Source organism: Curtobacterium luteum, assembly GCF_014646995.1.
GTDB lineage: Bacteria > Actinomycetota > Actinomycetes > Actinomycetales > Microbacteriaceae > Curtobacterium > Curtobacterium luteum.
Map to the genome: position 1 here is coordinate 84,288 of NZ_BMOI01000013.1, position 24,532 is coordinate 108,819.

The following is a 24,532-nucleotide window of genomic DNA, read 5'->3' on the forward strand; positions in this document are numbered from 1 at the left end:
TGCAGGTGGGGCGCGTCAGCGCAGTGTTCGGCTGTTGCGCTTACCGCAGCAGGAGATTGGGCTGCAGCAGGTACCGGTATCCGTCCGTGGCAGGTGCTTCCTGCGAAGTCTGGCCGGTGAGCAGCACCGGGCCGGGCTTGTTGGGGTTCTCCGTCTTGGTGAAGGAGATGCGGACGAACTCGGAGTGCACCGCGTTCAACCCGTCCAGGAGGAAGGCGGGCTTCAACGAGACCACCGTTTCCTCACCGGTCAGCAACGCATCGATCGACTCTGACGCCTGCGCTTGTTCGGACCCGATCGCCTCGAGCGTGAGCCCGTCGACCGAGAAGGAGAACCGGAGCGCTGCTTCGCGCTCCAGGACGAGGGAGACCCGTCGGACGGCCTCGACGAGTTCCGCGGTGTTGATCACCGCGTGGTCGTCGACCGTCTCGGGGAAGAGCCGGCGGACCGGCGGGTAGTTGCCCTTGATGAGCAGGGAGGTCACCGTCTTGTCGTCGGCGTGGAACGCGATGAGCTCGCGGTCGGACGTTCCGCTGATCGACACGGACACCGTCGACGCGGAGCCGAAGGTGCGGCCGACCTCTTGCAGGGTCCGGGCCGGGACGAGCGCGTGGAGCGGCTCCGAGCCGACGCGGCCCGAGTCCCACGCGATGGTCCGGACGGCGACGCGGTAGCGGTCGGTCGCGATGAGGGAGAGGTCGTTGTCGCCGACCTCGAGCTGCACGCCGGTGATGACCGGGGTGACGTCGTCGCGGCTCGCGGCGACGGCGACCTGCGAGACCGCCTCCGAGAAGGCGTCCCCGGGGATGACACCGGTCTGCGGTCCGATCTCCGGGAGGGTGGGGTACTCCTCGACCGGCATGGACAGCAGCGTGAAGTGCGCGGAGCCGCAGGTCACCGAGATCTTCGTGTCCTCGGTCGTGAACGTGACGGGCGCGTTCGGCAGGCGGCTCGCGATGTCGTTGAGGAGCCGGCCCGAGACGAGGACCGTGCCCGGCTCGTCGATCTGCGCCGTGATCGAGGTCTGCGCGGAGACCTCGTAGTCGAACGACGAGAGCGTCAGACGATCGCCGTCGGCGTGGATCAGCACGCCGGAGAGGATCGGGAGGGTCGTGCGCTGTGGGAGGAGCTTCACCGCGAAGGAGACGGCTTCGGAGAAGACGTCCCGGTTGACCTCGAACTTCACAGCTGGGACCCCTGTCGATCGGTTGGACTGTCCGGCCGCCCCATTGTGGCACAGCGGAGGGGGCGCCGGATTCTTGTCATCCGCCGTCCACAAGGTTGTCCCGCGGAGATTCATCGTTAACCAGGATCAATGGTGTTAACGCCTGTGCACAGTGTGGATAACTCTGTGCATCCCGCTTCTCCACAGGGAACTACACAGGTGTGAGTTGTGAGTGGTGTGTGCACGAGGTCTGGATGAGTGAATCTCAGCTATCCACTTCCATCCACAGTCTCCACAGGTGGGTACCGATCTGTGAACAACCGGGCCGCGTGTCATCCACAGTTATCCACAGGCTTTCCACACTGTGGGAATCTCGCCGCCTGGAACCGTCTCAGATGGTGGACGTGCCTGCATCCACACTGATCGGAGGGCGCGTCGCGTGCATGCGCCGGGTCACCTGCGCGACAGAACGACGCAGCGACGCGACGGAACGACGCGACGGAACGACGCGGCAACGCAGCGACGCAGCGGACGGGAGGCACGGTGCCCGCCCGCACCGTGCCTCCCGTCCGTCCGTCCGTCAGTCGGTCGCGTCCGCGACGCGACCCGCGTCGTCAGCGGTAGCGGCGGTCCTGCTTGATCCGGCTGGTGAGCTCGGTGACCTGGTTGTAGATCGACCGACGCTCCTTCATCAGCTCGGTGATCTTCTTGTTCGCGTACATGACCGTCGTGTGGTCCCGGTTGCCGAAGAGCTGACCGATCTTGGGCAGCGACAGGCTGGTCATCTCCCGGCAGAGGTACATCGCGATCTGGCGCGCGGTCGCGATGGCCTGGGACCGCGAGGACCCGTAGAGGTCGTCGACCGACAGCTTGAAGTACTCCGCGGTGTGGTTGATGATGTCCGTCGGCGCGATCACGTTGTCGTCGTCGAGCGTGATCAGGTCCTTGAGGACGGTCTGCACGAGCGACATGTCGACGGCCGTCCGGTTGAGGCTCGCGAAGGCGGTCACCCGGATGAGCGTCCCCTCGAGCTCCCGGATGTTGCTCGACACCTTCGAGGCCATGAACTCGAGGATGTCGTCCGGCACCTGCAGGTGGTCGGACTGTGCCTTCTTGCGGAGGATCGCGATCCGGGTCTCGAGGTCCGGCGCCTGGACGTCCGTGATGAGGCCCCACTCGAAGCGCGAGCGCATGCGGTCCTCGAAGCCGGTGAGGTGCTTCGGGGCGACGTCCGAGGTGATGACGACCTGCTTGTTGTGGTCGTGCAACGTGTTGAACGTGTGGAAGAAGGCCTCCTGCGTGGAGTCCTTCCCCTGGAGGAACTGGATGTCGTCGATCAGCAGGATGTCGATGTCGCGGTACCGCTGCTGGAACTGGTTCGACCGGTTGTTCGCGATGGAGTTGATGAAGTCGTTCGTGAACTCCTCGCTCGACACGTACCGCACCCGGATCCCCGGGTAGAGGCTCTCGGCGTAGTGGCCGATCGCGTGCAGGAGGTGCGTCTTGCCGAGGCCCGAGTCGCCGTAGATGAAGAGCGGGTTGTAGGCCTTGGCCGGTGCCTCGGCGACCGCGACGGCTGCGGCGTGCGCGAACCGGTTCGACGAGCCGATGACGAAGTTGTCGAAGTTGTACTTCGGGTTGAGTCGGGACTCGGGGCGACCGCCGGTGCCCGGGGAGTCGATCTGGCTCGGGACGAACGGCGCTTCGATGTACTGCCGGGGCGCCGCGCTCTGCTCGACCGCTCCCTGGACGGGTTCGGCGTACTCGGGGACGTGCGTCGGTGCCGGCGCGTCCATCCGAGGCTCCGACGCCATGTCCGGGTTGACGGTGATGGCGAAGTTGGCGACGGCGTCGTCGCCGATGCGCGAGACGGCCTCGGTGATGGGGACGCGGATGCGCTGCTCGAGCATGCCGCGGGTGAGGTCGTTCGGCACCTCGAGGTAGAGCGTGCCGGCGAGGACGCCCTTCGGCTCGACGAGGTTGAGGAAGCCGTGCAGCTGCGGCGTGATGCGGTCGTCCTCGGCGAGGAGTCCGAGCACGGATGACCAGAGGTCCTCGACGGGGTCGGCCGGCATCGTCATGTCGCGCTCGTCTCCAGGTTCGTTCGTGCTCGTGTGCTCGTCGTGTCGCCACGGGAGTCGGGCGGCAGCATGCCGGAGGACCCCCGGTGCCCTCGGTCGCGGACGGCGTCGGCGGCTCCGTCGGCACCGGTGGAGGGCACCGTGTGCGACCATCTGGTCCACAGGGTTGTCCACAGCCTTGTCCACGACCACCCGACCGCGTCTCGAGGGGGGACTCCCCTGTCGTACCGGGCCGTGGGCGGTTCGATCACACCACTGTACGGGACCACAGCGCGTCGCACCGAACCGAAGTTTTCCCCAGTGTGGACAATGGTGCCGCGCGCTCGGTTCCCGGCCGTCGTTTGACCTGCCCGCCGCTGTCACGTACCGTTAACCAGTTGACTGCGGCCGTCAGGTCGCGCCCGTTACGCGTCGTTCGGTGCTCCGAGCGGCACCACACATACATACGTGACGGCTCACACGGACACCCGCACAGTGCACGCTGGCGCGGAGTCCGCGGTGCAGCCGCGTGGAGATCATCATGAGCAAGCGCACCTTCCAGCCGAACAACCGCCGCCGCGCCAAGAAGCACGGCTTCCGCGCCCGCATGCGCACCCGTGCCGGCCGCGCCATCCTCGCCGCGCGCCGCTCCAAGGGCCGCACCGAGCTCAGCGCCTGAGCCGGATCCGCCTGATCGGCCGGCGATCGGTCCGTACGCGGATCGGCCACCGGTAGCGAGCATGCTGGCCCGAGCAAACCGGATCGTCCGAGGGGACGACTACCGGTCCGTCGTGCGCCGTGGACGCAAGAGCGCCACGGCGCACGTCGTCGTATCCGTGGTCCGACGAGCAGTGACCGACGGTGCTCCCGGTGCCGGCCCGACCCGGTTCGGGTTCATCGTCGCGAAGACGGTGGGCAACGCGGTGACGAGGAACCTCGTCCGACGGCGGCTCAAGGCGATCGCGCACGAGCTGCTCGCGCAGACCCCGACCGGGTACGACGTGGTGATCCGCGCACTGCCAGCCGCTGCGCAGGCCGGATGGCCTACCCTGCTCGGAGACGTTTCGCGCTCGTTCGCGCGCGGAGTGGAGAAGGCAGCATGAATCGCAGTCCGCTGGCCCGGGTGGCCTGGGTCCTCGCGTTGCTCCCGCGCAACGCGTGCGTCGTCGTGCTCCGGGCCTACCGGGCCGTGATCTCGCCGCTCTACGGCAACGTCTGCCGCTACCACCCCTCGTGCTCCCGGTACGCACTCGAGGCGATCCAGCAGTACGGGGTCGTCCGAGGCTCGGCGATGGGCGCCTGGCGCATCGCCCGGTGCAACCCCTGGGCCGCCGGCGGCATCGACGACGTGCCGGAACGACGTCGTTCCTACACCGTGAACCGCTTCGGGTTCGTCACCGGCCCGGCCGACGACCCGACCTCGACCCCGCAGACCCAGCAGCCTGCGATCGCCCCGCTGCTGCTCTCCCAGCGAACGCGAAAGGCGTGACCGCCCCCATGGACATCATCGGAACCATCCTCTGGCCGCTCAAGTGGGTGGTGTCGGCCATCCTCGTCGGCTTCCACTGGGTCTTCGAGAACCTCGGGATGGACCCCGGCGCGGGCATCACCTGGGTGCTGTCGATCATCTTCCTGACCTTCGTGGTCCGCGCTGCGCTCATCCCGATCTTCGTGCGGCAGATCAAGTCGCAGCGCCGCATGCTCGAGGTCGCGCCGCAGCTCAAGAAGATCCAGGACAAGTACAAGGGCAAGAAGGACCAGTTCTCGCGTGAGGCCATGAGCCGCGAGACCATGGCGCTCTACAAGGAGACCGGGACGAACCCGTTGAGCTCCTGCCTGCCGCTGCTGATCCAGATGCCGATCTTCTTCTCGCTGTACTCGGTGCTGCACGAGGCGCAGATCAACAAGGCGGGCATCGGCCTGCTGACGAACGACCTCGCGGCCTCCTTCGGCAACGCGTCCCTGTTCGGCGCTCCGCTGCACGAGACCTTCACGAACGCCTCGGGCTGGGAAGTCCGGGTCATCGCTGGCTTCATGATCGTCGTGATGACCGCGTCGCAGTTCATCACGCAGCTGCAGCTCGTCGCGAAGAACATGTCGCCGGAGACCAAGGAGTCTCCGATGTACCGCCAGCAGAAGATGATGCTGTACATCCTCCCGCTGGTCTTCGTCATCTCGGGTCTCTCGTTCCCCCTCGGCGTCATGTTCTACTGGCTCGCCTCGAACATCTGGACCATGGCGCAGCAGTACTTCGTCATCCGCAGCATGCCCACGCCGGGCTCCGAGGCCGCGCTCGCGCGTGAGGCCCGACTCGCGAAGAAGGCCCAGCGCCGGGGTACCCCTGTTCTCGCCGAGGCGGGTGCCGGTGCGACGGCCGTGGAGGTCGAGCCCGTGCGGGTCACGACGCAGCGTCAGCAGCCGGTCGGCAAGAACCGGGCGAAGAAGAACGGGAAGAAGTAAGTGACGGACGACACCACCACGGCCGAGGCACCCGAGGTCGACCAGGACGAGGTCGAGCGCGACGAGGCGGACATCGCCGGCGACTACATCGAGGGTCTGCTCGACATCTGCGACCTCGACGGCGACATCGAGATCGAGGAGCGCGGCGGTCGGGTCTACCTGTCCGTCACGGACGACGGCGAAGGCCTGCGGGTGCTCTCGAAGCCGGAGACGGTCACAGCGCTGCAGGAGCTCACGCGCATCGCGGTGCAGGCCGAGACGGGCGAGTTCAGCCGGCTGATCCTCGACGTCGGTGGCTCCCGTGACGCTCGTGCGTCCGAGCTGCAGCGACTCGTGGACACCGCGATCGAGCGTGTCGAAGGTGGCTCGTCGTCGGCCGCACTCCCCCCGATGTCCTCCTACGAGCGCAAGCTCGTGCACGACCTCGTCGCCGAGAAGGGATTCCACTCGGAGTCCGAGGGCGAGGGTCGGGACCGGCACACCGTCGTCACCCGATGACGGAGGCCGTCACCCCGGAGCTCGAGGCCGAGCCAGCCGTTGCGGCGACGCTCTTCGGTGACCGCGCGGAACTCGCGCGGTCGTTCACGAACGAGCTCGCGCGGCGCGGTGAGGAGCTCGGGCTCATCGGGCCGCTCGAACTCCCGCGGCTCTGGACGCGACACATCCTCAACTCTGTGCTGCTCTCACCCCTCCTGGAGGCTGACGGTCGCGTCGCGGACGTCGGTTCCGGTGCCGGGCTGCCCGGCTTGGTCCTCGCCATCGCGCGGCCCGACGTGCACTTCACGTTGATCGAGCCCATGGAGCGACGGGTCGACTGGCTGACCTCGGAGGTTGAGCGTCTCGGTCTGGACAACGTCGCCGTGGTTCGCGCCCGCGCCGAGGACGTCGCTGACGAGATCACCGTCGACCAGGTGACCGCCCGCGCAGTCAGCGCGCTGTCGAAGCTCATCCCGCTCACCGTGCCCTTGGTCCGCTCCGGCGGGCAGCTGGTGCTCATGAAGGGGGCGCGGGTCGACGACGAGGTCGAGAAGGCTCGCAAGGTCATCCTGCGGAAGCGTCTGAGTGACGTCGAGGTCCTCGAGCTCGGGGACGGTGTGGTCGAGGAGACCACACGCGTCTTCCGGGCTACAGTTGACTGACGCCGGCAGCAGGGCTCCGCGTTCCACGTGAAACATGAACCGGGGAAGAGGGCACTCGTTGAGTTCATCCACCGACTACGACGCGTCGACGCCGCTAGCCCGTGAGATCGCGGACCTGAACCGTCGCCGTCGGGCGATCGCGACGCAGCAGTTCCCACTGCCAGTGAAGACGCGCATCATCACGGTGTCGAACCAGAAGGGCGGGGTCGGCAAGACCACCACCACGGTCAACCTCGCGGCCGCGCTGGCGCACGGCGGCGCCCGAGTCCTCGTGATCGACCTGGACCCGCAGGGCAACGCGTCGACGGCGCTCGGCGTCGACCACCAAGCCGAGGTTGCGAGTATCTACGACGTCATCGTGGACGAAGCGCCGATCGCTGACACCGTCCAACGCTCCCCCGAGTCCGAGACACTGTGGTGCGTGCCGGCGACGATCCACCTCGCCGGGGCGGAGATCGAGCTCGTCTCGCTCGTGGCGCGGGAACAGCGGCTCCGGACGGCCCTCGACCAGTACCTCGGTTCACTCGACGAGCCGTACCACTACGTCTTCATCGACTGCCCGCCCTCGCTCGGCCTCCTGACGATCAACGCGTTCGTCGCGGCCGAAGAGGTGCTCATCCCGATCCAGTGCGAGTACTACGCACTGGAGGGCCTGAGCCAGCTGCTCCGCAACATCGAGCTGATCGAGCGGCATCTCAACCCCAAGCTCCGGGTGTCGACGATCCTGCTGACGATGTACGACGGTCGCACGAACCTCTCGAACCAGGTCGCCAACGACGTTCGCCAGCACTTCGGGGATCAGGTCCTGACGTCGATGATCCCCCGCTCGGTCCGCGTCAGTGAGGCACCGAGCTACGGCCAGAGCGTCGTCGCGTACGACGTGAACTCCACCGGATCGCTCTCCTACTTGGAGGCGGCATCCGAGATCGCAGCACGAGGAGCGCAGGACTGATGGCACCGAAGCGAACCGGACTCGGCCGAGGCATCGGCGCACTCATCCCCACGGTCTCCGAGCAGCAAGATCGACCGGTCGACGTCTTCTTCCCGACGGGCGGTTCACCGGCCTCCGCGCCGACGGCGGACGACCTCGTGGCCGTCCCGGGCGCTCGTCTGGTGAACCTGAACCCGCTCGATGTCGTTCCGAACGCGCAGCAGCCGCGCAAGGAGTTCCGCGAAGAGGAGCTCCAGGAGCTCGTGCACTCGATCCGCGAGATCGGTGTCCTGCAGCCCATCGTGGTCCGGCCGATCGCCGGCGCAGAGGGCAACGCGCCGCAGTACGAGCTCATCATGGGCGAGCGGCGTCTGCGTGCGACGAAAGAGTTGGGTCTCAGCACGATCCCGGCGATCGTCAAGGACACCCCGGACGACGCCATGTTGCGGGACGCACTGCTCGAGAACCTCCACCGGGCCCAGTTGAACCCGCTGGAGGAGGCGTCGGCGTACCAGCAGCTGCTCGCCGACTTCGGGATCACGCAGGAACAGCTCGCGCAGCGTATCGGTCGATCGCGCCCGCAGATCACGAACACGATCCGTCTGCTCCGACTCCCCTCCCCCGTGCAGCGCCGGGTAGCCGCGGGCGTCCTGTCTGCCGGGCACGCGCGCGCGATCCTGGCAGCTCCCGACGCCGAGTCCATGGAGTACCTGGCGGAGAAGATCGTCAATGAGGATCTGTCCGTGCGGACTGCGGAGGCGCTTGCGCAGCAGCTCTCGTCCAAGACGCCGCCGAAGTCGACGCCCCAGCCGTCGAAGCGCCAGGCGCACTTCGACGATCTGGCGGAGCGACTCGGAGATCGCCTCAACACGCGGGTCAAGATCGCTGTGGGCGCACGGAAGAGCTCGGTGACGATCGACTTCGCGAACGGCGACGACCTCAACCGCATCCTCGGAGAACTCGGCATCAACGACATCGCGAACTGACTCACCGGTCGGCGCGTGGTGGGGTGGCTGGACGCGCATCGGAGTGAGGCCGGAATCAGTGTCCTCGGCCTGGTCGCGCTGTGGTCGCCTCGGCGCCGTCAGGTCGAGTCCGTCGTTGCCGATATCGCTCGGCGTCGGCGCGATCGACTCATCGGGAGCCGCTTTTCAGCCCAAGAGGGTTCCGGGGAGGGGTGAGCCCCTTGTTCTTCCGCAGCGCACCGCCCTCGCGGCGTGAAGCAGCGGCCTCGATCCGGGTATCGCCTTGGTCGGTCACGGCGGGGCGGGCTGCCGGGGGACGGGCTGCCGCGGGACGGGTTGCCGCGGGCCGGGCGGCCGCGGGCCGGGCGGCCGCGGAGCGACCGTGGGCGGGCGGCCACGGGACGGGCGTCACGGCGACGATCACGTCCGGGTTGGAGCGTGTTCTGCCGCGCGCCGACGACCCCTGGGGTTGTCGTGTCGTGTCCTCTGCGGCCCGCTACCGGCAGGAACAACCCCGGACGCAGCGCGGGGTCCGTCCTCCCCTGATTCGCGCGCACAACGGCGCCCAGGGCGCCCGGCGCGTTGGGCGTTCCACGTGGAACGCCCAACGCGAATCAAGTCAGGATGCGCCAGGCAGCCGGCTCACCGTTTCACGTGGAACGTCGAAGCCGCGCGAGCTTCCACAGCCCGACCGCTGCGAACAAGGGCTTCACCACCGTCATCTCACCCCATCGATGGTCCGAGCCGGGAACCATCAGCCGTACGAGGTCCGGTCGCTGACGACGAAGGTACGTTCGAGCTTTCTCCGCGTGCAGGCTGCCCGAGGCGAAGACGAGCCACTCGGCATCGCCGAGCAACGGTACGACGTTGGCGACGTTCTCCCAGGTGCTTCGGCTTTTCCGTTCCACGCCGATCGGGCCGGACCACCCCAACCCCTCCCGGAGATAGCGCGCGAGGAGGTCGCCTTCTGCAGTGGTACCCCGCACCGCTCCCCCGCTGCAGATGACCCGTGCGGCTGGGCGTCTCCGAACACTCCGGACCGCCACGCGAGCTCGCCATCGGTTCACCATGTTGATCCTCGTGCCGCGGTTCGCAAACCCGAGTACGACGACAACGCCGGGGCGGTCCGCTGGTACGCCCGCCCGGTTCGTGATCCCTCGTCGCGCTGCACGGGCGTGGATCAGCTCTGACGCCCCGAGGATCGCGGCGAGAACCACGGAGGCGGCACTGATCGTCTCGAGCGTTCCACGTGGAACACGGACGGCGCCGAGCCTGTGCATCCGAGGCCGCGGGTCAGTGGCGTTCGTCGCGGATCGCCTGCTCGGCCAGTTCGGCGTACGTCCATCCAAGGTCGAAACCGGATGCTTAGAGCGCCTGCGGAACCAGCGACGTCTCGGTGAGGCCAGGCAAGACGTTGGCTTCGAGGAACCACGGCGTACCGGCACCGTCGATGATGAGGTCGACCCGCGAAAGGTGTCGCAGACCGAGCGCCCGGTGCGCTGCGACCGCCGCAGCGGAGGCGGCTGCGGCCCGGTCCTCCGAGATACGCGCGGGCGTGTAGAACGTGGTCTCCCCGGCGTTGTAGCGGGCCTCGAACCCGTAGGTGCCGCTGCGTGGGACGATCTCGACGGCGGACAGCGCCACCGGTCCGTCGCCGGTGTCGATGATGCCCACGGCGACTTCGACACCGCGGATCAGCTGCTCGACCACGACGTCGTCGCAGTACGTGTACGCCGTCACCATGGCCCGCGGGAGGTCGTTGACGTCGTCGACCAGTGTCACGCCCTGGGCGCTGCCACCACGTGCGGGCTTCACGGCCAGCGGGACGGGGTGCTCCCCGGCGATCGCGTCGAGGACACCGACGGCGCCGAGTTCGCGGAACACGTCGTGGGACAGCGTGATGGAGCGCGGCGTCCGGACGCCGGCGCGTGCAACGAGTGCCGATGCCGTCGGCTTGTCCCACGCCAGGCGAGCCGACGTGGAGCGTGAACCGACGAACGGGACGTCGAGTGCTTCGAGGATCCCCCGCAGCGCGCCGTCCTCCCCGGAGGCGCCGTGCAACGCGGGCCAGACGACGTCCGGGCGGGACTCCGCGAGCGCAGGCAGGAGCGACGCGTCAGCATCCCGGAGATCGACGCGCCAACCGTAGCCGGTCAGGGAGTCAGCGACCCGCCTGCCCGAGCGGAGCGAGACGTCGCGTTCGTGCGAGATCCCTCCGGCGACGACGACGACGTGGCGGTTGGCAGGCGCGGCCATGCGGGTGGTCCTCCGGGGTGGAACGACGGAAAGTGCTGATCAGGAGATGTTCGGCGGCGGCGCGGACACCGACGACGACATGCGGACGACCGAGTTCGGGCGCGTGGCCGGGCCGAACGTCTCGAGGAGTTCGAGCTCGTCGTTCACGACGGTCGCGAGCCGCTTCACGCCCAGTCGGATATGCTCGGGCGTGGGGTAGCAGAACGAGAGGCGGATGTTGCCGCCCCCTCGACCGTCCGCGTAGAAGGCGGTGCCGGGGGTGTACGCGACGAGCTCCTTCACCGCGCGTGGGAGCATCCCCTTGGAGTCGAGCGACTCCGGGAGGGTCAGCCAGACGAAGAACCCGCCGTTCGGCTTCGTCCACGAGAGGTCCGGGAGGAACTCCCCCAGCGCGGACAGCATGGCGTCGCGTCGTTCGGCGTAGAGGCCGCGGAACGTGTCCACCTGCCCCTTCCAGTCGGCGGCGTCGAGGTAGGCGTTCACGACGTACTGTCCGAACGAGTTCGGGGAGAGCACGGCGGACTCGTTCGCGAGGACGAGCTTCTCGCGGATCGCGTGCGGAGCGAGCGCCCAGCCGACGCGGAAGCCCGGGGCGAGGGTCTTCGAGAAGGACCCGAGGTAGACCACGCCCTCGTCGTCGATCGAACGGATCGCCTGCGGCGCCGCCTCGTCGAACCAGAGCAGGCCGTACGGGTTGTCCTCGAGGACGAGGATCCCGTTCGAGCGGCAGATGTCGACGACCTCGATACGGCGTTCGCGGCTCATCGTGACGCCGGCCGGGTTGTGGAAGTTCGGGATCGTGTAGAGGAACTTCATCCGCTTCCCCTGCGCGCGCAGGTTGGCGATGGTCTCACGGAGCGCCTCCGGGACGAGTCCGTGCTCGTCGGTCGCCACGTGGACCGTCTCGGCCTGGTACGAGCGGAAGACCCCGATCGCGCCGACGTACGACGGGGACTCGGCGAGGACGACGTCGCCCGGATCGATGAACAGTCGCGTGACGAGGTCGAGCGCGTGCTGCGAGCCGGTGGTGACCACGACGTCGTCCGCGGAGGCACGGATGCCCTCGAGGCTCATCACGTCGACGATGTGCTCGCGGAGGGACCGGAGGCCCTGTCCGCCGCCGTACTGGAGCGCCATGGCCGCGTCCTCGGCCATCACGCGGTCGAGCGAGCCGGTGACGAGCTCACGGGGCAATGCGGAGACGTACGGCATGCCGCCGGCGAGCGAGACGACCTCGGGTCGGGACGCGACGGCGAACAGGGCTCGGACCTCGGAGGCGCTCAGCCCGGCGGTGCGCTGGGCGTAGGAGTCGTACCAAGGGTCGAGGCTGGTGCCGTTCGTCATCGTGTGCTCCGTTCACTGAGGCATTCCCGCCACACTACGACATGTGCTGGAGAAACCCGGGGTCCGATCCGGTGCTGGTGGCCTCTGGCGTGAGAGAACGCACCACCGGGTCCCCAGGTGCCCCGGGACGAGAGAACGCCCCGCCTCCCGGAGGGGACGGGGCGTTCTGGTGGTCGCAGGCGACTACGCGAGGAACTCGGCGAGGTCGGCCTCGAGCGCGGGCTTCGGCTTGGCGCCGATGACGGTCTTGACGACCTCGCCGCCCTTGAAGACCTTCATCGCCGGGATCGACGTGATCTGGTAGTTCATCGCCGACTGCGGGTTGTCGTCGACGTTCAGCTTCACGATCTCGATCTTGTCGGCGTGCTCGGCGGCGATCTGGTCGAGGATCGGCGAGACCGCGCGACACGGGCCGCACCACTCGGCCCAGAAGTCGACGAGGATGGTCTTGTCGGACTTCAGGACCTCGTCCGAGAAGGTGGCGTCGGTGACTGCCTTGGCGTTGGACATGTGTGCTCCTTCGTGGATCCCGGTCGCAGCCGAGAAGTCGTTCGGTGGGTACAACGGCCGAGCCGTCGTCGTATTCCCCGGGGTCAGGCCCGAGCGGCCTCGACGTCGATCGTCACCGGGGACTCGAGGGTCGCGCCCTCTGCCGGCCCGGTGAGTGCGTCGTCGAGCTCGGCGAGGTACTTCTCGGCGTCCAGCGCCGCGACCGTGCCGGAGCCCGCAGCCGTGATCGCCTGCCGGTAGGTCGGGTCGATGACGTCGCCCGCGGCGAAGACACCCGGGAGGTTGGTCTTCGACGAGCGACCCTGGACGGCGATCGTGCCTTCCGGTGCGATGTCGATCTGCCCGTGGATGAGATGGGTCCGCGGGTCGTTGCCGATCGCGATGAAGAGACCGTCGAGCTCGAGCGACGAGGTCTCACCGGTGACGGTGTCGCGCAGCTGCACGCCCGTCACGGAGGACTCACCGTCGATGCCGATGACCTCCTTGTTCCACGCGAACTCGATCTTCGGGTCGTTGTGGGCGCGGTCCTGCATGATCTTGGAGGCGCGCAGGGTGTCCTTGCGGTGGATCACCGTCACCTTGTCGGCGAAGCGCGTGAGGAACGTGGCCTCCTCCATCGCGGAGTCGCCACCACCGACGACGGCGATGTTCTTCTGCCGGAAGAAGAACCCGTCGCAGGTCGCGCACCACGAGACACCGTGGCCGGACAGGCGCTCCTCGTCGGGGAGGCCGAGGTGCCGGTACGCCGAGCCGGTGGCGTAGATGACCGCGAGGGCCTCGAACGTCTCGCCGGAGCCGACGGTGACCTTCTTGACCTCACCGGTCAGGTCGACCGACACGGCGTCGTCGTACAGGACCTCGGCTCCGAACTTCTCGGCCTGCTCCTGCATCTTGATCATCAGGTCGGGGCCCTGGATGCCCTCGGGGAAGCCGGGGAAGTTCTCGACCTCCGTCGTCTTGGTGAGCTCGCCGCCCGTCTCGACGCTGGACGCGACGATCAGGGGCTTGAGCTCCGCGCGCGCGGCGTAGATGCCGGCGGTGAACCCGGCCGGACCGGAACCGATGATGATGAGCTGGCGCATGCCTCGCTGCCCTTCCGTTGAGTGCTGACCGGGTCAACACATGCTACCGGCGCGGCATTCCACGGCACCGTGCAGCGCGGTCACCGGCCGAGGCGCGCTCGCACGATGTCGACGGCGCCGCGGATCTCCTGGTTGCGGGCGACGGCGAGCACGCCGAAGTAGACCGCCGCCATGACGACCCCGGTGAGCAGGATCGTGACGACCGCACCGGTGGCGTCCGCCATCGCGAAGCCGCTCGGCGTGAAGGCGCCGAAGAACCACACGACGGCCAGCCCGACGACGCCGGCGATGAGTGCCGCGACGATGAACTGCAGGTGGGACCGGACGACGTTCGGCCCCTCCATGCCCTTGAGTCGGCGGGACACGAGGACGAGCGCGAGGACCGTCTGTGCCGATCCCGCGAGGGTCGTGCAGGCCGCGATCGAGAACCCGATCGCCTGGTCGGGGAGCGTCGACACGGCGAGGGCGCCGATGACGAACAGGACCGACTGCACGCACTGCATCAGGAACGGTGTGCGGTGGTCGTGCATCGCCCAGAAGACCCGCTGGATCACGAACAGCATGCTGAACAGGACGAGCCCGGGCATGTAGGCGAGGAGCACCGCCCCGATCGACAGCGCACCACCGAACGTGCTCGCGAAGATGCGGCCGAACGGGACGGAGACGACCATGAGCGCGACGGACGCGAACACCGTGAACAGCCCGACGATCCGCAGGCTCAGCGAGAGGTTCCGTCGGACGGCGGCGATGTCGCCCCGCTCGGCGTCGTGGCTCATCCGCGTGAAGTACGCCGTCGCGATCGACACCGTGATGATCGAGTGCGGCAGCATGAACAGCAGCCAGGCGTTCTGCAGCACGGCGTTGCCCGCTTCGCCCGTGCCGAGTGACGAGACGCGCGACTGCACGAGGCCGGCGAGCTGCGTGACCAGGATCATCGCGAACAGCCAGCCCGCCGCCGTCCCGGTCGCCTTGAGACCGACGCCCCGCCACCGGAAGTCCGGTCGGAACGTCAGCCCTGCGCGACGCCAGAAGAACGGCAGGAACGCGGCCTGGGCGACGACGCCGAGGGTCGCGCTGCCGGCGAGGACCGCGATCTTCGCCGGGGTCCAGTCGTCGAGTCCGGCGTTCGCGGAGCGGTCGCCGAACAGGGCCATGAAGACGATGAGGCCGCTGACCGCGATGACGTTGTTGATGAGCGGAGCCCAGGTGAACGGACCGAAGACCTGCTTCGCGTTGAGGACCTCACCGAGCAGCGAGTACATCGCGTAGAAGAGGATCTGCGGGAGGCACCAGAAGGCGAACGCGACGGCGAGGTCGGTCTGGGCGGGGGTGAAGCCCTTCGAGCCGTCACCGCCCTGGATGCTGTACAGCCCCACGAGGACCGGAGCCAGCGCGGTCGCGATCACCGTGATGACGAGGAAGACCGAGCCGCCCAGGGTGACGATCTTGTTGACGTACGCCGTCCCGCCGTCCGCGTGCTGCTGCATGGACCGGACGATCTGCGGGATGAGGACCGCGGAGAGCAGGCCGCCCGCGATGAGCGCGTAGATGTTGTTCGGCAGCTGGTTCGACACCGCGAACGCGTCGGCGGACACCGAGCCCTGCTGGCCGATCGCGTAGGCCAGGATGATCGTCTTCGCGAACCCGAGCACGCGGGAGACCATCGTGCCCGCCGCGAGCATCGCGCTCGCCCGGCCGAGGCTGCGCTCGGCGACGGGTTCGGCGTCGACGGCGGGCGGGGGCTGGGTGGCGCTGATGGCGGGCTCCTCGGGGACGGGCTGGTCGGCGGTCGGCTCGGCGTGCTCGTCGCGTCCCCGGGCAGCGGCCTGGAGGCGCGGCTCGGCCCCGGCGGACCCGGCCGCGGAACCGACAGATGCAGCCCCGGCGGCGTCGGCGGACGCGGGCGCGGCACCGGCGGACGCTGGCGCGGCCGCGGACCGGGCGGGGGCCGGGCCGGCCGCCTGCCGGACGGCGGCGGCGTGGCGGACCGGTGCCGTGCCTCCAGGCAGGTCGGGCTGGTCGGCCAGCGGCCGGTTCGGGTCGTCGTCATCGTCGTCGTCGAGCTCACCGCGGCGGCGCCGCACGCGCTTGCGGATGCTGCGGAAGATGCCGAAGCCGAAGATCGCGACGAGAGCGATGCCCGCCACGGCCGTGATCACGGTCTCCCACTGCGCCTGCACGTTCAGTTCGACGACGGCGGGGTCGGAGATGGACTGCCCGGTCGGCGTGGTGAGCGACATGGTGAGCGACACCTTGCCGTTCGCGACGGACTGCACGGGCACGGTGGTGCGGGTCGAGGAGTCCTTCTGGACCTTCACCTCGATGTCGTTGCGGACCACGCGCAGCGCCGAGTTCGACGGCTGCACCGACAGCCGGACCGTCACGGGGAAGTCGGACTCGTTGCGGATCGAGATGGGCAGGGAGGACCGGTCCCCGAGGAGGGTGAGGCTGCTCGAGTCCGCGATCGTGACGGAGCCGGTGGTGACGGCCCACTTCGCCACCCGGTTCGTGATCGCGGCGTCGAGACCGGTGCCGTCGACCCGCCACGCGTTCGAGGCGAGCGCGAGCAGCTGCAGCCGAGCGGGGGCGGTGACCGCTTCCGGGGTGTCGAGCGCCGTGGAGAACGCGCTCACGGAGTCCTCGCCGCGGACGAGTCGTTCGAGCTTGTCGATCCGGGCGTCGCCGTCGGACGAGCTGTCCAGGGTCAGCGAGCCGGGGGTGGCTGCTGCGGTCGTCGTGAGGTCGGTCGGGGCTGCCCAGGGCGTGCGCTCGAGGGCGCTGAGGGTCTCTGTCAGCCGTGTCGTGTCGGACGGCCAGTCGCGGCCCAGGGCGAGCAGGACCGGGGCCGTCGCGGCACCGTCGCGTGCGGCGCTCGCCAGGGTCGCGGTGAGCTCGGACACCGCCGCGTCCCAGGTGCGGTCGTCCGTCGCGGTCACGGCCTCGCGGAGCAGCGAGGACATCGCCTGGTCGGCCACGAGCACGTGGTCGGAGCCGATGCGTTCGGAGGCCGGGATCGTGGTGTCCGCGCCGGCGGAGGTGTTCCCGCTCGAGACGATCGTGGTCTTCGTGCCCGCGGCGCGGAGGGCGGGGAGGTCGTTCTTCGACACCGTGCCCTCGACCGGCCAGGCCAGCGAGTCGATCGAGTAGTCGAAGTCGAGGAGCGACGCGGTCGTCGGCAGGACGGCGGTGCTGTCCGGGTCGGTGCCGTCGGTCGTGCCCGTCGTGCTGGTCGGGGTCGTCGGGTTGTCGGTCGGCGCGGTCGTGGCGGTGTCGCCCGCCGTTGCGCCGGCGCCAGCGGTCGGACCGTCCGTGGGCGTCTCGCCGGACGGTGTGGGGCTCGGGGTCGAGGCGCCGGGGAAGTTCTCCGCGTCGATCCCGGGGTCGAGCGAGATCGGGGCGAGGACGCCGTCCGCTCCCGCCTGGCGGAGCCCCGTGACGTCCGCGTCGGCCCAGGGCAGGGCGAAGGTCTCGTTGCGGAGCCCCTCGAGTTCCTGCAGCCAGGCGATGGCGCTCGACGGGGCGTTCTGTCCGAGGATCCGGATCGACGCGATGATGCGGGGGTCGATGCCGACCGCGACGTTGTGTCCCTCGACCGCCCGGAGCTGCTGGGTGAGCGTGCCGTCGACGGCGGTGGCCGCTGCGAGCTCGTCCGGCGTGACGAACATCGTGGACGACGCCGGCAGGGTGATCGGCATCGCGACCGAGACGCCGACGGGGGTCTGCTCGAAGTCGGGGTACCAGGTGATCGCGGAGCGTGCGATCGCGGTCGTGCCACCCGCGGTGTAGACGGCGGCGATGCGGCGGGGACCGAAGGACCCGTACCCGCCGAGGCCGACGTTGCCCGGGACGATCTGCACGTTCCGGAGGGTCACCGACCGGTGGGCCGGGACGGCCGGGACGTCCACCGTGTCCATCGGGGCGCCCGGGTAACCGGTCGTGCTGGTGTCGGCGAGCCAGTCCGAGAGCTGGTCGCGCGAGCTCACGACGCGGGAGATGTCGAGCTCCGCCGAGCCGGCGGGGAGCGCCTGGTCGGTGTCGTTCGTCACCGTGACGGAGAGGGTGAGGTCCTCGTCGCGGTGCACGATCCCACGGCTCGCGGGCGACACCGTGACGGTCGTCTTGCCCTCCGCGCCGGAGGCGGGGTCGGCTGCCGAGGTCGACACCGCCGACGGGGTCGTCAGGGCGCTCGCGGCCGGGGCTGTCACGGGCGCGACGACGAGACCGAGCGCGACGAGGGACGACGCGGCTGCGGCGAACATGGTGCGGAAGAGCTGCATACAGGGGTGCCCGGCGGATCGACCCGGACCGAGCACGAGTGTATGAGGCCCCACCATGAACACCGCCCGTGCGCGCGCAGGGTGTGGAGAACTCGCGAGCACGATCTGGGAGGATTGGTCCGTCATGCAGTCCGTTGCCCAGGCCGTCGAGCGACTCGACGCACTCGCCGAAACCCTCCCCGTGGACACCCTCGCACGGGCGTTCGCCGACGCCGGACACGAGCTGGCCCTCGTCGGCGGCCCGGTCCGTGACGCCTTCCTCGGGCGCCCGGTGACCGACCTCGACTTCACGACCGACGCCACCCCGGACGAGGTCCTCCGGATCGTCGAGCCGATCGCGAGCGCGACCTGGGACGTCGGGCGGCAGTTCGGCACGATCGCCGCACGGGTGCGCGACGAGCAGGTCGAGATCACGACCTACCGGAGCGACGTCTACGACGGTGAGACCCGCAAGCCCGAGGTCGCGTTCGGCGACACCATCGAGGACGACCTCCTCCGCCGCGACTTCACGGTCAACGCCATGGCGCTCCGACTCCCCCAGCGCGAGCTGGTCGACGTGCACGGCGGCGTCGAGGACCTCCTCGCCGGACGGCTCCGCACCCCGCAGGAGGCGACCGTCTCGTTCCGGGACGACCCACTGCGGATGATGCGTGCGGCCCGGTTCACGTCGCAGCTCGGTTTCACCGTCGCCGACGACGTCCGCGAGGCCATGACCACCCTCGTCGACTCGATCGACATCGTCTCGGCCGAGCGGGTGCGCGACGAGCTCGTGAAGCTGCTGAACACCGCCGATCCGGTGCCCGGACTCCGCCTGCTCGTCGACACCGGGCTCGCCGACCGCTTCCTGCCCGAGCTCCCGGCCATGCGGCTCGAGATCGACGAGCACCACCACCACAAGGACGTCTACGAGCACTCGTTGACGGTGCTCACCCAGGCGATCGGGTACGAGGCCGAGCGTCACCCCGGTGCCGCCCCCGACACCGTGCTCCGGCTCGCCGCGCTCCTGCACGACATCGGCAAGCCCGCGACGCGGAAGCTCGAGCCGGGCGGTGCCGTGAGCTTCCACCACCACGACCTCGTCGGGTCGAAGCTCGCGAAGAAGCGACTCCGTGCGCTCCGGTTCGACAACGACTCGATCGCGGCGGTCGCCCGGCTCATCGAGCTGCACCTCCGTTTCTTCGGCTACACCGACGGCGCCTGGACCGACTCGGCCGTGCGCCGGTACGTCCGCGACGCCGGACCCCAGCTCGAACGGCTGCACGAGCTCACCCGCTCCGACGTCACGACACGGAACCGGCGCAAGGCCGACCGGCTCGGGTTCGCGTACGACGACCTCGAGGCCCGGATCGCGACGCTCGCGGAACAAGAGGAGCTCGACTCGATCCGGCCGGACCTCACCGGCGACGACATCATGCGGATCCTCGGCATCTCGCCCGGTCGAGCCGTGGGCGAGGCCTACCGGTTCCTCCTCGAGACCCGGATGGACGAGGGGCCCCTCGGCGTGGACGAGGCCGAGGTGCGCCTGCGCGCATGGTGGGCGGCGCGCGACGGCGACTGAGCGTCCGCACCACGCGGAGCGCCCCGCGCCCAGGGCGACCGTCCGGGCCCACGCAGCCGGTTCCGGACCGACGCGCCAGCGGCGGGCCGGCCGAGCCGGTGGGGAGAGGCCCGGGGCGGCTTCCACAGGTGGTGGCGCGCCTCCAGGCGGTCCGGTAGGCTACCCAGGTTGTCTCCGCGCGTCTGCGCGCTGACACATGCATCAACCCTCCTGCTCCGGGAACCGCCCGGAGCCGCCGAGACCAAAGGAGGTGGGTTCCGCATGCACCAGTACGAACTGATGGCGATCCTCGACCCCGAGATCGACGAGCGCACTGTCGCTCCCAGCCTGGACAAGTTCCTGGCCGTGATCCGCAACGACGGTGGGACCGTCGACAACGTGGACGTCTGGGGCCGTCGTCGTCTCGCCTACGAGATCGCGAAGAAGTCCGAGGGCATCTACGCCGTCGTGGACTTCACGTCCTCCCCCGAAGCCGCCAAGGAGCTCGACCGCCAGCTCGGTCTCTCCGAGGCCGTCCTCCGCACCAAGGTCCTCCGCGCCGAGGAGGCGATCGCCCAGGTCGCCGCCCAGAAGCAGCGCGACGAGGCCCGCGCGGCCCGCAAGGCCGCGAACGCGACCGCGAGCGCCGAGTAAGTCATGGCCGGCGAAACCGTCATCACGGTGGTGGGCAACCTCACCGCGGACCCGGAGCTGCGCTACACGCAGAACGGTCTCGCGGTGGCGAACTTCACCATCGCCTCCACCCCTCGCACGTTCGACCGTCAGGCGAACGAGTGGAAGGACGGCGACGCGCTGTTCCTCCGTGCGAGCGTGTGGCGCGAGTTCGCCGAGCACGTGGCGGGCTCGCTGACGAAGGGCTCGCGCGTCATCGCGCAGGGCCGTCTGCGTCAGCGCTCCTACCAGGACCGTGAGGGCCAGCAGCGCACGAGCATCGAGCTCGAGGTCGATGAGATCGGCCCCTCGCTCCGCTACGCGACCGCGCAGGTCACCCGTGCAGCGGGTGGCTCGGGCGGCGGTCGTGGCCAGGTCGGCGGCGGAAACGCGTCCGGCGGCAACGGCGGCGGCAGCTGGAACAACAACGGCGGCGGTCAGTCGGACGCGCCCTGGTCCCCCCAGGGTGGCCAGCAGGGTGGCGGCAACGCACAGTCGAACGACGTGTGGAGCACCCCCGGCGGCTCGTACGACGACGAGACCCCGTTCTGATCCCCAGCGGTCTGACGGACACACAACTTCTTCACCTCTAAGGAAAAACAATGGCTGGAAAGAGCACCGGCGACCGCCGGAAGCCTCGCGGCAAGGGCGGCAAGAACGCCGCTCCCGCGAAGTCGATCAAGGTCGGCGTCATCGACTACAAGGACGTCGCGACCCTTCGCAAGTTCATCTCCGAGCGTGGCAAGATCCGCGCCCGTCGCATCACCGGCGTCTCCGTCCAGGAGCAGCGCCTCATCGCCCGTGCCGTGAAGAACGCCCGTGAGATGGCGCTCCTCCCCTACGCCGGCTCCGGCCGCTGATCGGAGGATCTCCCATGTCGAAGCTCATCCTCACCCACGAGGTCTCCGGCCTCGGTTCCGCCGGTGACGTCGTCGACGTCAAGAACGGCTACGCCCGCAACTACCTCATCCCCCAGGGCTTCGCTGTCGCGTGGTCCAAGGGCGGCGAGAAGCAGGTCGAGTCGATCCGCGCCGCGCGCACCGCTCGCGAGCTCGCCACCATCGAAGAGGCCCAGGACCTCAAGATGAAGCTCGAGAACGCCACCATCCAGCTGGCCGTCAAGGCCGGCAAGGACGGCCGTCTCTTCGGCTCGGTCCGCCCGGCGGACGTCGCCGCAGCGGTCGAGGCGCAGGGCGTCGGCTCGCTCGACAAGCGCAAGGTCGAGGTCCCCGCGACCATCAAGACCGTCGGTGACCACGAGGCCACCGTGCGTCTGCGCGAGGACATCACCGCGGTGATCTCCCTCAAGGTCGTCGCCGCCAAGTAAGGCTGCGTCTTCCGCTCACGACGGGCGGGTCTCCTCCGGGAGGCCCGCCCGTCGTCATTCCCGCAGACACCGGTTCGGGGTTGGCTGGTTACCGCTCAGGCTGGCCCGCCGAACCTGGAAGCGGGTTGAGAAAGTTGTCCTCAGGTTTCGGTTTGTCAACTGGTTTTACACACCCGAAACGACCACTTCGGGAACCTTCAACGGGAACTTGAATCCCACTTTTCCACACATGGTGTGAAACAGAAAAGCCCAGGTCAAACCGTCGAACATGTGTTCTAGGGGTGTGTTGTCCACACCCCTGTCCACAGTTGTCCACACGGCACCCCGGCGTGTTCCGCAGGCTCTCCACAGAGTTATCCACAGGTGCCATTTGTGGGGATAACTTGCACCCCATACCGTTGCCCCGCGACCTGGCGATGTCGGTCGCCCGGGGTAGAACTTCGGTGCGGGCAGGGGCTCGCGCCGATTCAAACGACAGGAGTCCGTGTGTCGATCGCGCATCTCGATCCGTCCCCCCGCGACGTCGCCGACCGCGGAGGCATGGAACGGACGCCGCCGCACGACCTCCTCGCCGAACAGTCGACGATCGGCGGCATGCTGCTGTCGAAGGACGCCGTGGCCGACGTCATCGAGACCGCGCGCGGGGTCGACTTCTACATCCCCAAGCACGAGGTCATCTTCGACGCGATCCTCTCGCTGTACTCCCACGGCGAGCCGACCGAAGTCATCGCCGTCACCGACGAGCTCACCAAGACCGGCCTGCTCTCCCGCGCCGGCGGTGCCGAGTACCTGCACAGCGTGACGAGCATGGTGCCGACCGCGGCGAACGCGGGCTACTACGCCGCGATCGTCGCCGAGAAGGCCGTGCTGCGCCGCCTCGTCGACGCCGGCACCCGCATCGTCCAGATGGGCTACGCCTCCGAGGGTGAGGTCACCGACCTCGTCAACAGCGCGCAGGCCGAGGTCTACAACGTCGCCGGCGGCGTCCAGACGGAGGACTACGTCCCGCTCACCGACGCCATCGGTGCCGCCATCGACGAGATCGAGGCCGCCAAGGGCCGCGACGGACAGATGACCGGCGTACCCACCGGGTTCAGCGGGCTCGACGGCCTGACGAACGGCTTCCACCCCGGGCAGCTCATCATCGTCGCCGCACGACCCGCACTCGGCAAGTCGACGCTCGCGCTCGACCTGTGTCGTGCGGCCGCGCTCAAGCACAACCAGACCGCCGCGTTCTTCTCGCTCGAGATGGGGCGCGCCGAGATCGCCATGCGCCTGCTCTCCGCCGAGTCGAGCGTCCCGCTGCAGAACATGCGCAAGGGCACCGTCGACTCCCGGGACTGGACGACCATCGCCCAGACCCGCGGCCGGATCAACGACGCCCCGTTCTTCATCGACGACTCCCCCAACATGACGCTCGTCGAGATCCGGGCGAAGTGCCGACGCCTCAAGCAGCAGCACAACCTCAAGCTCGTCGTCATCGACTACCTGCAGCTGATGACCTCGGGCAAGCGCGTCGAGTCCCGTCAGCAGGAGGTGTCGGAGTTCTCGCGTGCCCTCAAGCTCATGGCGAAGGAACTCGGCGTGCCGGTCATCGCGCTGTCGCAGCTGAACCGTGGTCCCGAGCAGCGTGCGGACAAGAAGCCGATGATCTCCGACCTGCGTGAGTCCGGGTCGATCGAGCAGGACGCCGACATGGTCATCCTGCTGCACCGTGAGTCCGCGTACGAGAAGGACAACCCGCGGCAGGGTGAGGCCGACCTCATCGTGGCGAAGCACCGCAACGGGCCGACGGACACGATCACGGTGGCGTTCCACGGGATGTTCTCGCGGTTCGTCGACATGCCGCAGTAGGGCTGTCTGTTGTGAGTGTCGTCGCAATGTGTCGCAATGAAGCGAAAACTGTCGCAGACAGCCCAGGCGACAAGTTACGACGACAACCGCGCCCTCTAGGCGACACCAAGCGCTGCACTACGGCACTGGCGCGACACTTTGCGCTGCAGAAACTGTCCCTACAGCACCCTGCTGCAGGAGCCGCTTAGTGCCGAACCCGACGCAGCGGCCGCTTCGGATCGGCGACGCCCCCCAACCGCCACGTACGGTACGTCGACTTGCGAAGCCGCTGACCCCCGCGCCTGGCGAGTGGCTGCAAACCGCCATCAGCCGCTGGGCATTCGACGAGTACGAGTGCTCCCGTCGCAACCTCCTTGATGCCCTCGGAGTGAGCAACTTGCACCCGATCGAGATCCAGGGCCTCGGAGTCGCGCTTCGCCCCGAGACGGCGGAGACGATCAGTGCAGCGAGCGGCATACCCTTCCTCCGGCTCTACGCGATGACGCAGTCGATGCGAGATCGCGCTACATGGGACGAGTTCAAGTACGTCCTGCGGGAGGGCTACGCGTTCCCGTTTCGAGAGCGAGACCTTATTGACGTTCCGTTGTTCCGGGAAGTCGTGCACAAATGGTGCCCGGACTGCCTACGCGAACGGCCCGGAGTGCACGAGATGATGTGGCGCCACCCGTGGTTGCACATCTGCTTGAAGCACGCACGCGTCCTCGCCACCACGTGCTCGGCCTGCGGCGAGCAGCCGCGAATCCCCCTCGGCAGAACCGTGCAGGACTGGGATCCACGCTTATGCCCCAACCGGGTACACGGAGCTCAATGCGCCGAGCTCCTCAGCCGGGCCAAGTCCTCGCACATCGAAGTCGGTGGACTGCTCTACGTCACGCAGGGGACTGCTGTCGGTTCGGTTGACTCCTGACCTGTGGGGACGTGGTCCTCGCTGGAAGGATGTCGATCATGGCCAA

At 68.7% G+C, this 24,532-nt stretch carries 22 protein-coding genes and 1 pseudogene; 15 read left to right on the plus strand and 8 right to left on the minus strand.

Translation table 11 applies throughout. The features are described from left to right. Positions 1-40 precede the first annotated feature (40 nt). Positions 41-1,186 carry a DNA polymerase III subunit beta gene (gene dnaN / locus IEY20_RS14005; protein WP_175328979.1) on the minus strand — a complete coding sequence of 382 codons (1,146 nt, stop codon included), beginning with the start codon at positions 1,184-1,186 and terminating at the stop codon, positions 41-43. 593 nt (positions 1,187-1,779) lie between these two features. Further along, positions 1,780-3,246, minus strand: coding sequence for a chromosomal replication initiator protein DnaA (gene dnaA, locus IEY20_RS14010; RefSeq protein ID WP_175328980.1), 1,467 nt, complete (start codon positions 3,244-3,246; stop codon positions 1,780-1,782). Between the two features lie 520 nt (positions 3,247-3,766). On the opposite strand from dnaA, the gene rpmH reads away from it, so the two are divergent. From rpmH to IEY20_RS14050, 8 genes are all read left to right on the plus strand, one after another. Further along, positions 3,767-3,904, plus strand: coding sequence for a 50S ribosomal protein L34 (rpmH, locus tag IEY20_RS14015; RefSeq protein ID WP_019181680.1), 138 nt, complete (start codon positions 3,767-3,769; stop codon positions 3,902-3,904). A gap of 61 nt (positions 3,905-3,965) precedes the next feature. After that, entirely contained in the window at positions 3,966-4,328 is a 363-nt protein-coding gene (rnpA, locus tag IEY20_RS14020) for a ribonuclease P protein component (RefSeq protein ID WP_175328981.1), read from the plus strand. Then, positions 4,325-4,714 (plus strand): membrane protein insertion efficiency factor YidD, encoded by a 390-nt coding sequence (gene yidD / locus IEY20_RS14025; RefSeq protein ID WP_175328982.1) that lies wholly within the window; start codon positions 4,325-4,327, stop codon positions 4,712-4,714. The genes rnpA and yidD overlap by 4 nt, the downstream gene beginning before the upstream one ends. Before the next feature lie 8 nt (positions 4,715-4,722). Continuing rightward, positions 4,723-5,685 (plus strand): membrane protein insertase YidC, encoded by a 963-nt coding sequence (gene yidC / locus IEY20_RS14030; protein WP_022902699.1) that lies wholly within the window; start codon positions 4,723-4,725, stop codon positions 5,683-5,685. Further along, positions 5,686-6,183, plus strand: a complete 498-nt coding sequence (locus tag IEY20_RS14035) for a Jag family protein (RefSeq protein ID WP_022902700.1) — start codon at positions 5,686-5,688, stop codon at positions 6,181-6,183. Next, positions 6,180-6,824 carry a 16S rRNA (guanine(527)-N(7))-methyltransferase RsmG gene (gene rsmG, locus IEY20_RS14040; RefSeq protein WP_175328983.1) on the plus strand — a complete coding sequence of 215 codons (645 nt, stop codon included), beginning with the start codon at positions 6,180-6,182 and terminating at the stop codon, positions 6,822-6,824. Before IEY20_RS14035 ends, rsmG begins: the two co-directional genes overlap by 4 nt. A gap of 58 nt (positions 6,825-6,882) precedes the next feature. Then, a complete protein-coding gene (locus IEY20_RS14045) occupies positions 6,883-7,776 on the plus strand; it encodes a ParA family protein (RefSeq protein WP_372379131.1) in 894 nt (297 codons plus the stop codon). Further along, complete coding sequence (locus IEY20_RS14050) at positions 7,776-8,741, plus strand: ParB/RepB/Spo0J family partition protein (protein WP_175328984.1); 966 nt, start codon at positions 7,776-7,778, stop codon at positions 8,739-8,741. The genes IEY20_RS14045 and IEY20_RS14050 overlap by 1 nt, the downstream gene beginning before the upstream one ends. Positions 8,742-9,370: 629 nt before the next feature. Here IEY20_RS14050 and IEY20_RS14055 read toward each other — a convergent pair. The 6 genes and pseudogenes from IEY20_RS14055 to IEY20_RS17170 all read right to left on the minus strand — a co-directional run bounded on the left by IEY20_RS14055 (position 9,371) and on the right by IEY20_RS17170 (position 18,189). After that, positions 9,371-10,000 carry an ElyC/SanA/YdcF family protein gene (locus tag IEY20_RS14055; RefSeq protein WP_175328985.1) on the minus strand — a complete coding sequence of 210 codons (630 nt, stop codon included), beginning with the start codon at positions 9,998-10,000 and terminating at the stop codon, positions 9,371-9,373. Between the two features lie 88 nt (positions 10,001-10,088). Continuing rightward, positions 10,089-10,976 (minus strand): annotated as a pseudogene (locus tag IEY20_RS14060) (D-alanine--D-alanine ligase family protein); the annotation flags it as partial. A gap of 39 nt (positions 10,977-11,015) precedes the next feature. After that, the gene (locus IEY20_RS14065; protein ID WP_188889242.1) at positions 11,016-12,320 is read right to left on the minus strand and encodes an aminotransferase-like domain-containing protein; all 1,305 of its coding nucleotides are present in this window, start codon (positions 12,318-12,320) and stop codon (positions 11,016-11,018) included. 183 nt (positions 12,321-12,503) lie between these two features. After that, complete coding sequence (gene trxA, locus IEY20_RS14070) at positions 12,504-12,830, minus strand: thioredoxin (protein WP_022832611.1); 327 nt, start codon at positions 12,828-12,830, stop codon at positions 12,504-12,506. Between the two features lie 83 nt (positions 12,831-12,913). After that, a complete protein-coding gene (gene trxB, locus IEY20_RS14075; RefSeq protein WP_022902707.1) occupies positions 12,914-13,912 on the minus strand; it encodes a thioredoxin-disulfide reductase in 999 nt (332 codons plus the stop codon). Between the two features lie 80 nt (positions 13,913-13,992). Beyond that, positions 13,993-18,189, minus strand: coding sequence for a DUF6049 family protein (locus IEY20_RS17170; protein ID WP_229728062.1), 4,197 nt, complete (start codon positions 18,187-18,189; stop codon positions 13,993-13,995). 124 nt (positions 18,190-18,313) lie between these two features. On the opposite strand from IEY20_RS17170, the gene IEY20_RS14085 reads away from it, so the two are divergent. The 7 genes from IEY20_RS14085 (at position 18,314) to IEY20_RS14115 (ending at position 24,486) form a co-directional block, all read left to right on the plus strand. Beyond that, positions 18,314-19,747, plus strand: coding sequence for a CCA tRNA nucleotidyltransferase (locus tag IEY20_RS14085; protein ID WP_175328987.1), 1,434 nt, complete (start codon positions 18,314-18,316; stop codon positions 19,745-19,747). Between the two features lie 261 nt (positions 19,748-20,008). Next, complete coding sequence (rpsF, locus tag IEY20_RS14090) at positions 20,009-20,380, plus strand: 30S ribosomal protein S6 (protein ID WP_058724526.1); 372 nt, start codon at positions 20,009-20,011, stop codon at positions 20,378-20,380. Between the two features lie 3 nt (positions 20,381-20,383). Beyond that, complete coding sequence (locus IEY20_RS14095; protein WP_022903873.1) at positions 20,384-20,950, plus strand: single-stranded DNA-binding protein; 567 nt, start codon at positions 20,384-20,386, stop codon at positions 20,948-20,950. Between the two features lie 50 nt (positions 20,951-21,000). Beyond that, on the plus strand, positions 21,001-21,258 hold the full coding sequence (rpsR, locus tag IEY20_RS14100) for a 30S ribosomal protein S18 (protein ID WP_017887834.1): 258 nt from the start codon (positions 21,001-21,003) through the stop codon (positions 21,256-21,258). 14 nt (positions 21,259-21,272) lie between these two features. Then, complete coding sequence (gene rplI / locus IEY20_RS14105; RefSeq protein WP_022903726.1) at positions 21,273-21,725, plus strand: 50S ribosomal protein L9; 453 nt, start codon at positions 21,273-21,275, stop codon at positions 21,723-21,725. A 540-nt stretch (positions 21,726-22,265) separates the two neighbouring features. Further along, positions 22,266-23,579: a replicative DNA helicase gene (gene dnaB / locus IEY20_RS14110; protein ID WP_188889244.1), complete on the plus strand. Its 1,314-nt coding sequence runs from the start codon at positions 22,266-22,268 to the stop codon at positions 23,577-23,579. A 187-nt stretch (positions 23,580-23,766) separates the two neighbouring features. Continuing rightward, positions 23,767-24,486 carry a TniQ family protein gene (locus tag IEY20_RS14115; protein WP_175328988.1) on the plus strand — a complete coding sequence of 240 codons (720 nt, stop codon included), beginning with the start codon at positions 23,767-23,769 and terminating at the stop codon, positions 24,484-24,486. The last annotated feature ends 46 nt before the right edge of the window (positions 24,487-24,532 follow it).

Coding starts and splice junctions, on each gene's coding strand:
- rsmG (WP_175328983.1), top strand. CDS start 6,180: ATGACGGAGGCCGTCACCCCGGAGCTCGAGGCCGAGCCAGCCGTTGCG.
- trxA (WP_022832611.1), bottom strand. CDS start 12,830: ATGTCCAACGCCAAGGCAGTCACCGACGCCACCTTCTCGGACGAGGTC.
- IEY20_RS17170 (WP_229728062.1), bottom strand. CDS start 18,189: ATGCAGCTCTTCCGCACCATGTTCGCCGCAGCCGCGTCGTCCCTCGTC.
- IEY20_RS14085 (WP_175328987.1), top strand. CDS start 18,314: ATGCAGTCCGTTGCCCAGGCCGTCGAGCGACTCGACGCACTCGCCGAA.
- rpsR (WP_017887834.1), top strand. CDS start 21,001: ATGGCTGGAAAGAGCACCGGCGACCGCCGGAAGCCTCGCGGCAAGGGC.
- rnpA (WP_175328981.1), top strand. CDS start 3,966: ATGCTGGCCCGAGCAAACCGGATCGTCCGAGGGGACGACTACCGGTCC.
- rpsF (WP_058724526.1), top strand. CDS start 20,009: ATGCACCAGTACGAACTGATGGCGATCCTCGACCCCGAGATCGACGAG.
- IEY20_RS14055 (WP_175328985.1), bottom strand. CDS start 10,000: ATGCACAGGCTCGGCGCCGTCCGTGTTCCACGTGGAACGCTCGAGACG.
- trxB (WP_022902707.1), bottom strand. CDS start 13,912: ATGCGCCAGCTCATCATCATCGGTTCCGGTCCGGCCGGGTTCACCGCC.
- IEY20_RS14050 (WP_175328984.1), top strand. CDS start 7,776: ATGGCACCGAAGCGAACCGGACTCGGCCGAGGCATCGGCGCACTCATC.
- IEY20_RS14065 (WP_188889242.1), bottom strand. CDS start 12,320: ATGACGAACGGCACCAGCCTCGACCCTTGGTACGACTCCTACGCCCAG.
- yidC (WP_022902699.1), top strand. CDS start 4,723: ATGGACATCATCGGAACCATCCTCTGGCCGCTCAAGTGGGTGGTGTCG.
- dnaB (WP_188889244.1), top strand. CDS start 22,266: ATGGAACGGACGCCGCCGCACGACCTCCTCGCCGAACAGTCGACGATC.
- dnaA (WP_175328980.1), bottom strand. CDS start 3,246: ATGACGATGCCGGCCGACCCCGTCGAGGACCTCTGGTCATCCGTGCTC.
- rplI (WP_022903726.1), top strand. CDS start 21,273: ATGTCGAAGCTCATCCTCACCCACGAGGTCTCCGGCCTCGGTTCCGCC.
- rpmH (WP_019181680.1), top strand. CDS start 3,767: ATGAGCAAGCGCACCTTCCAGCCGAACAACCGCCGCCGCGCCAAGAAG.
- yidD (WP_175328982.1), top strand. CDS start 4,325: ATGAATCGCAGTCCGCTGGCCCGGGTGGCCTGGGTCCTCGCGTTGCTC.
- IEY20_RS14095 (WP_022903873.1), top strand. CDS start 20,384: ATGGCCGGCGAAACCGTCATCACGGTGGTGGGCAACCTCACCGCGGAC.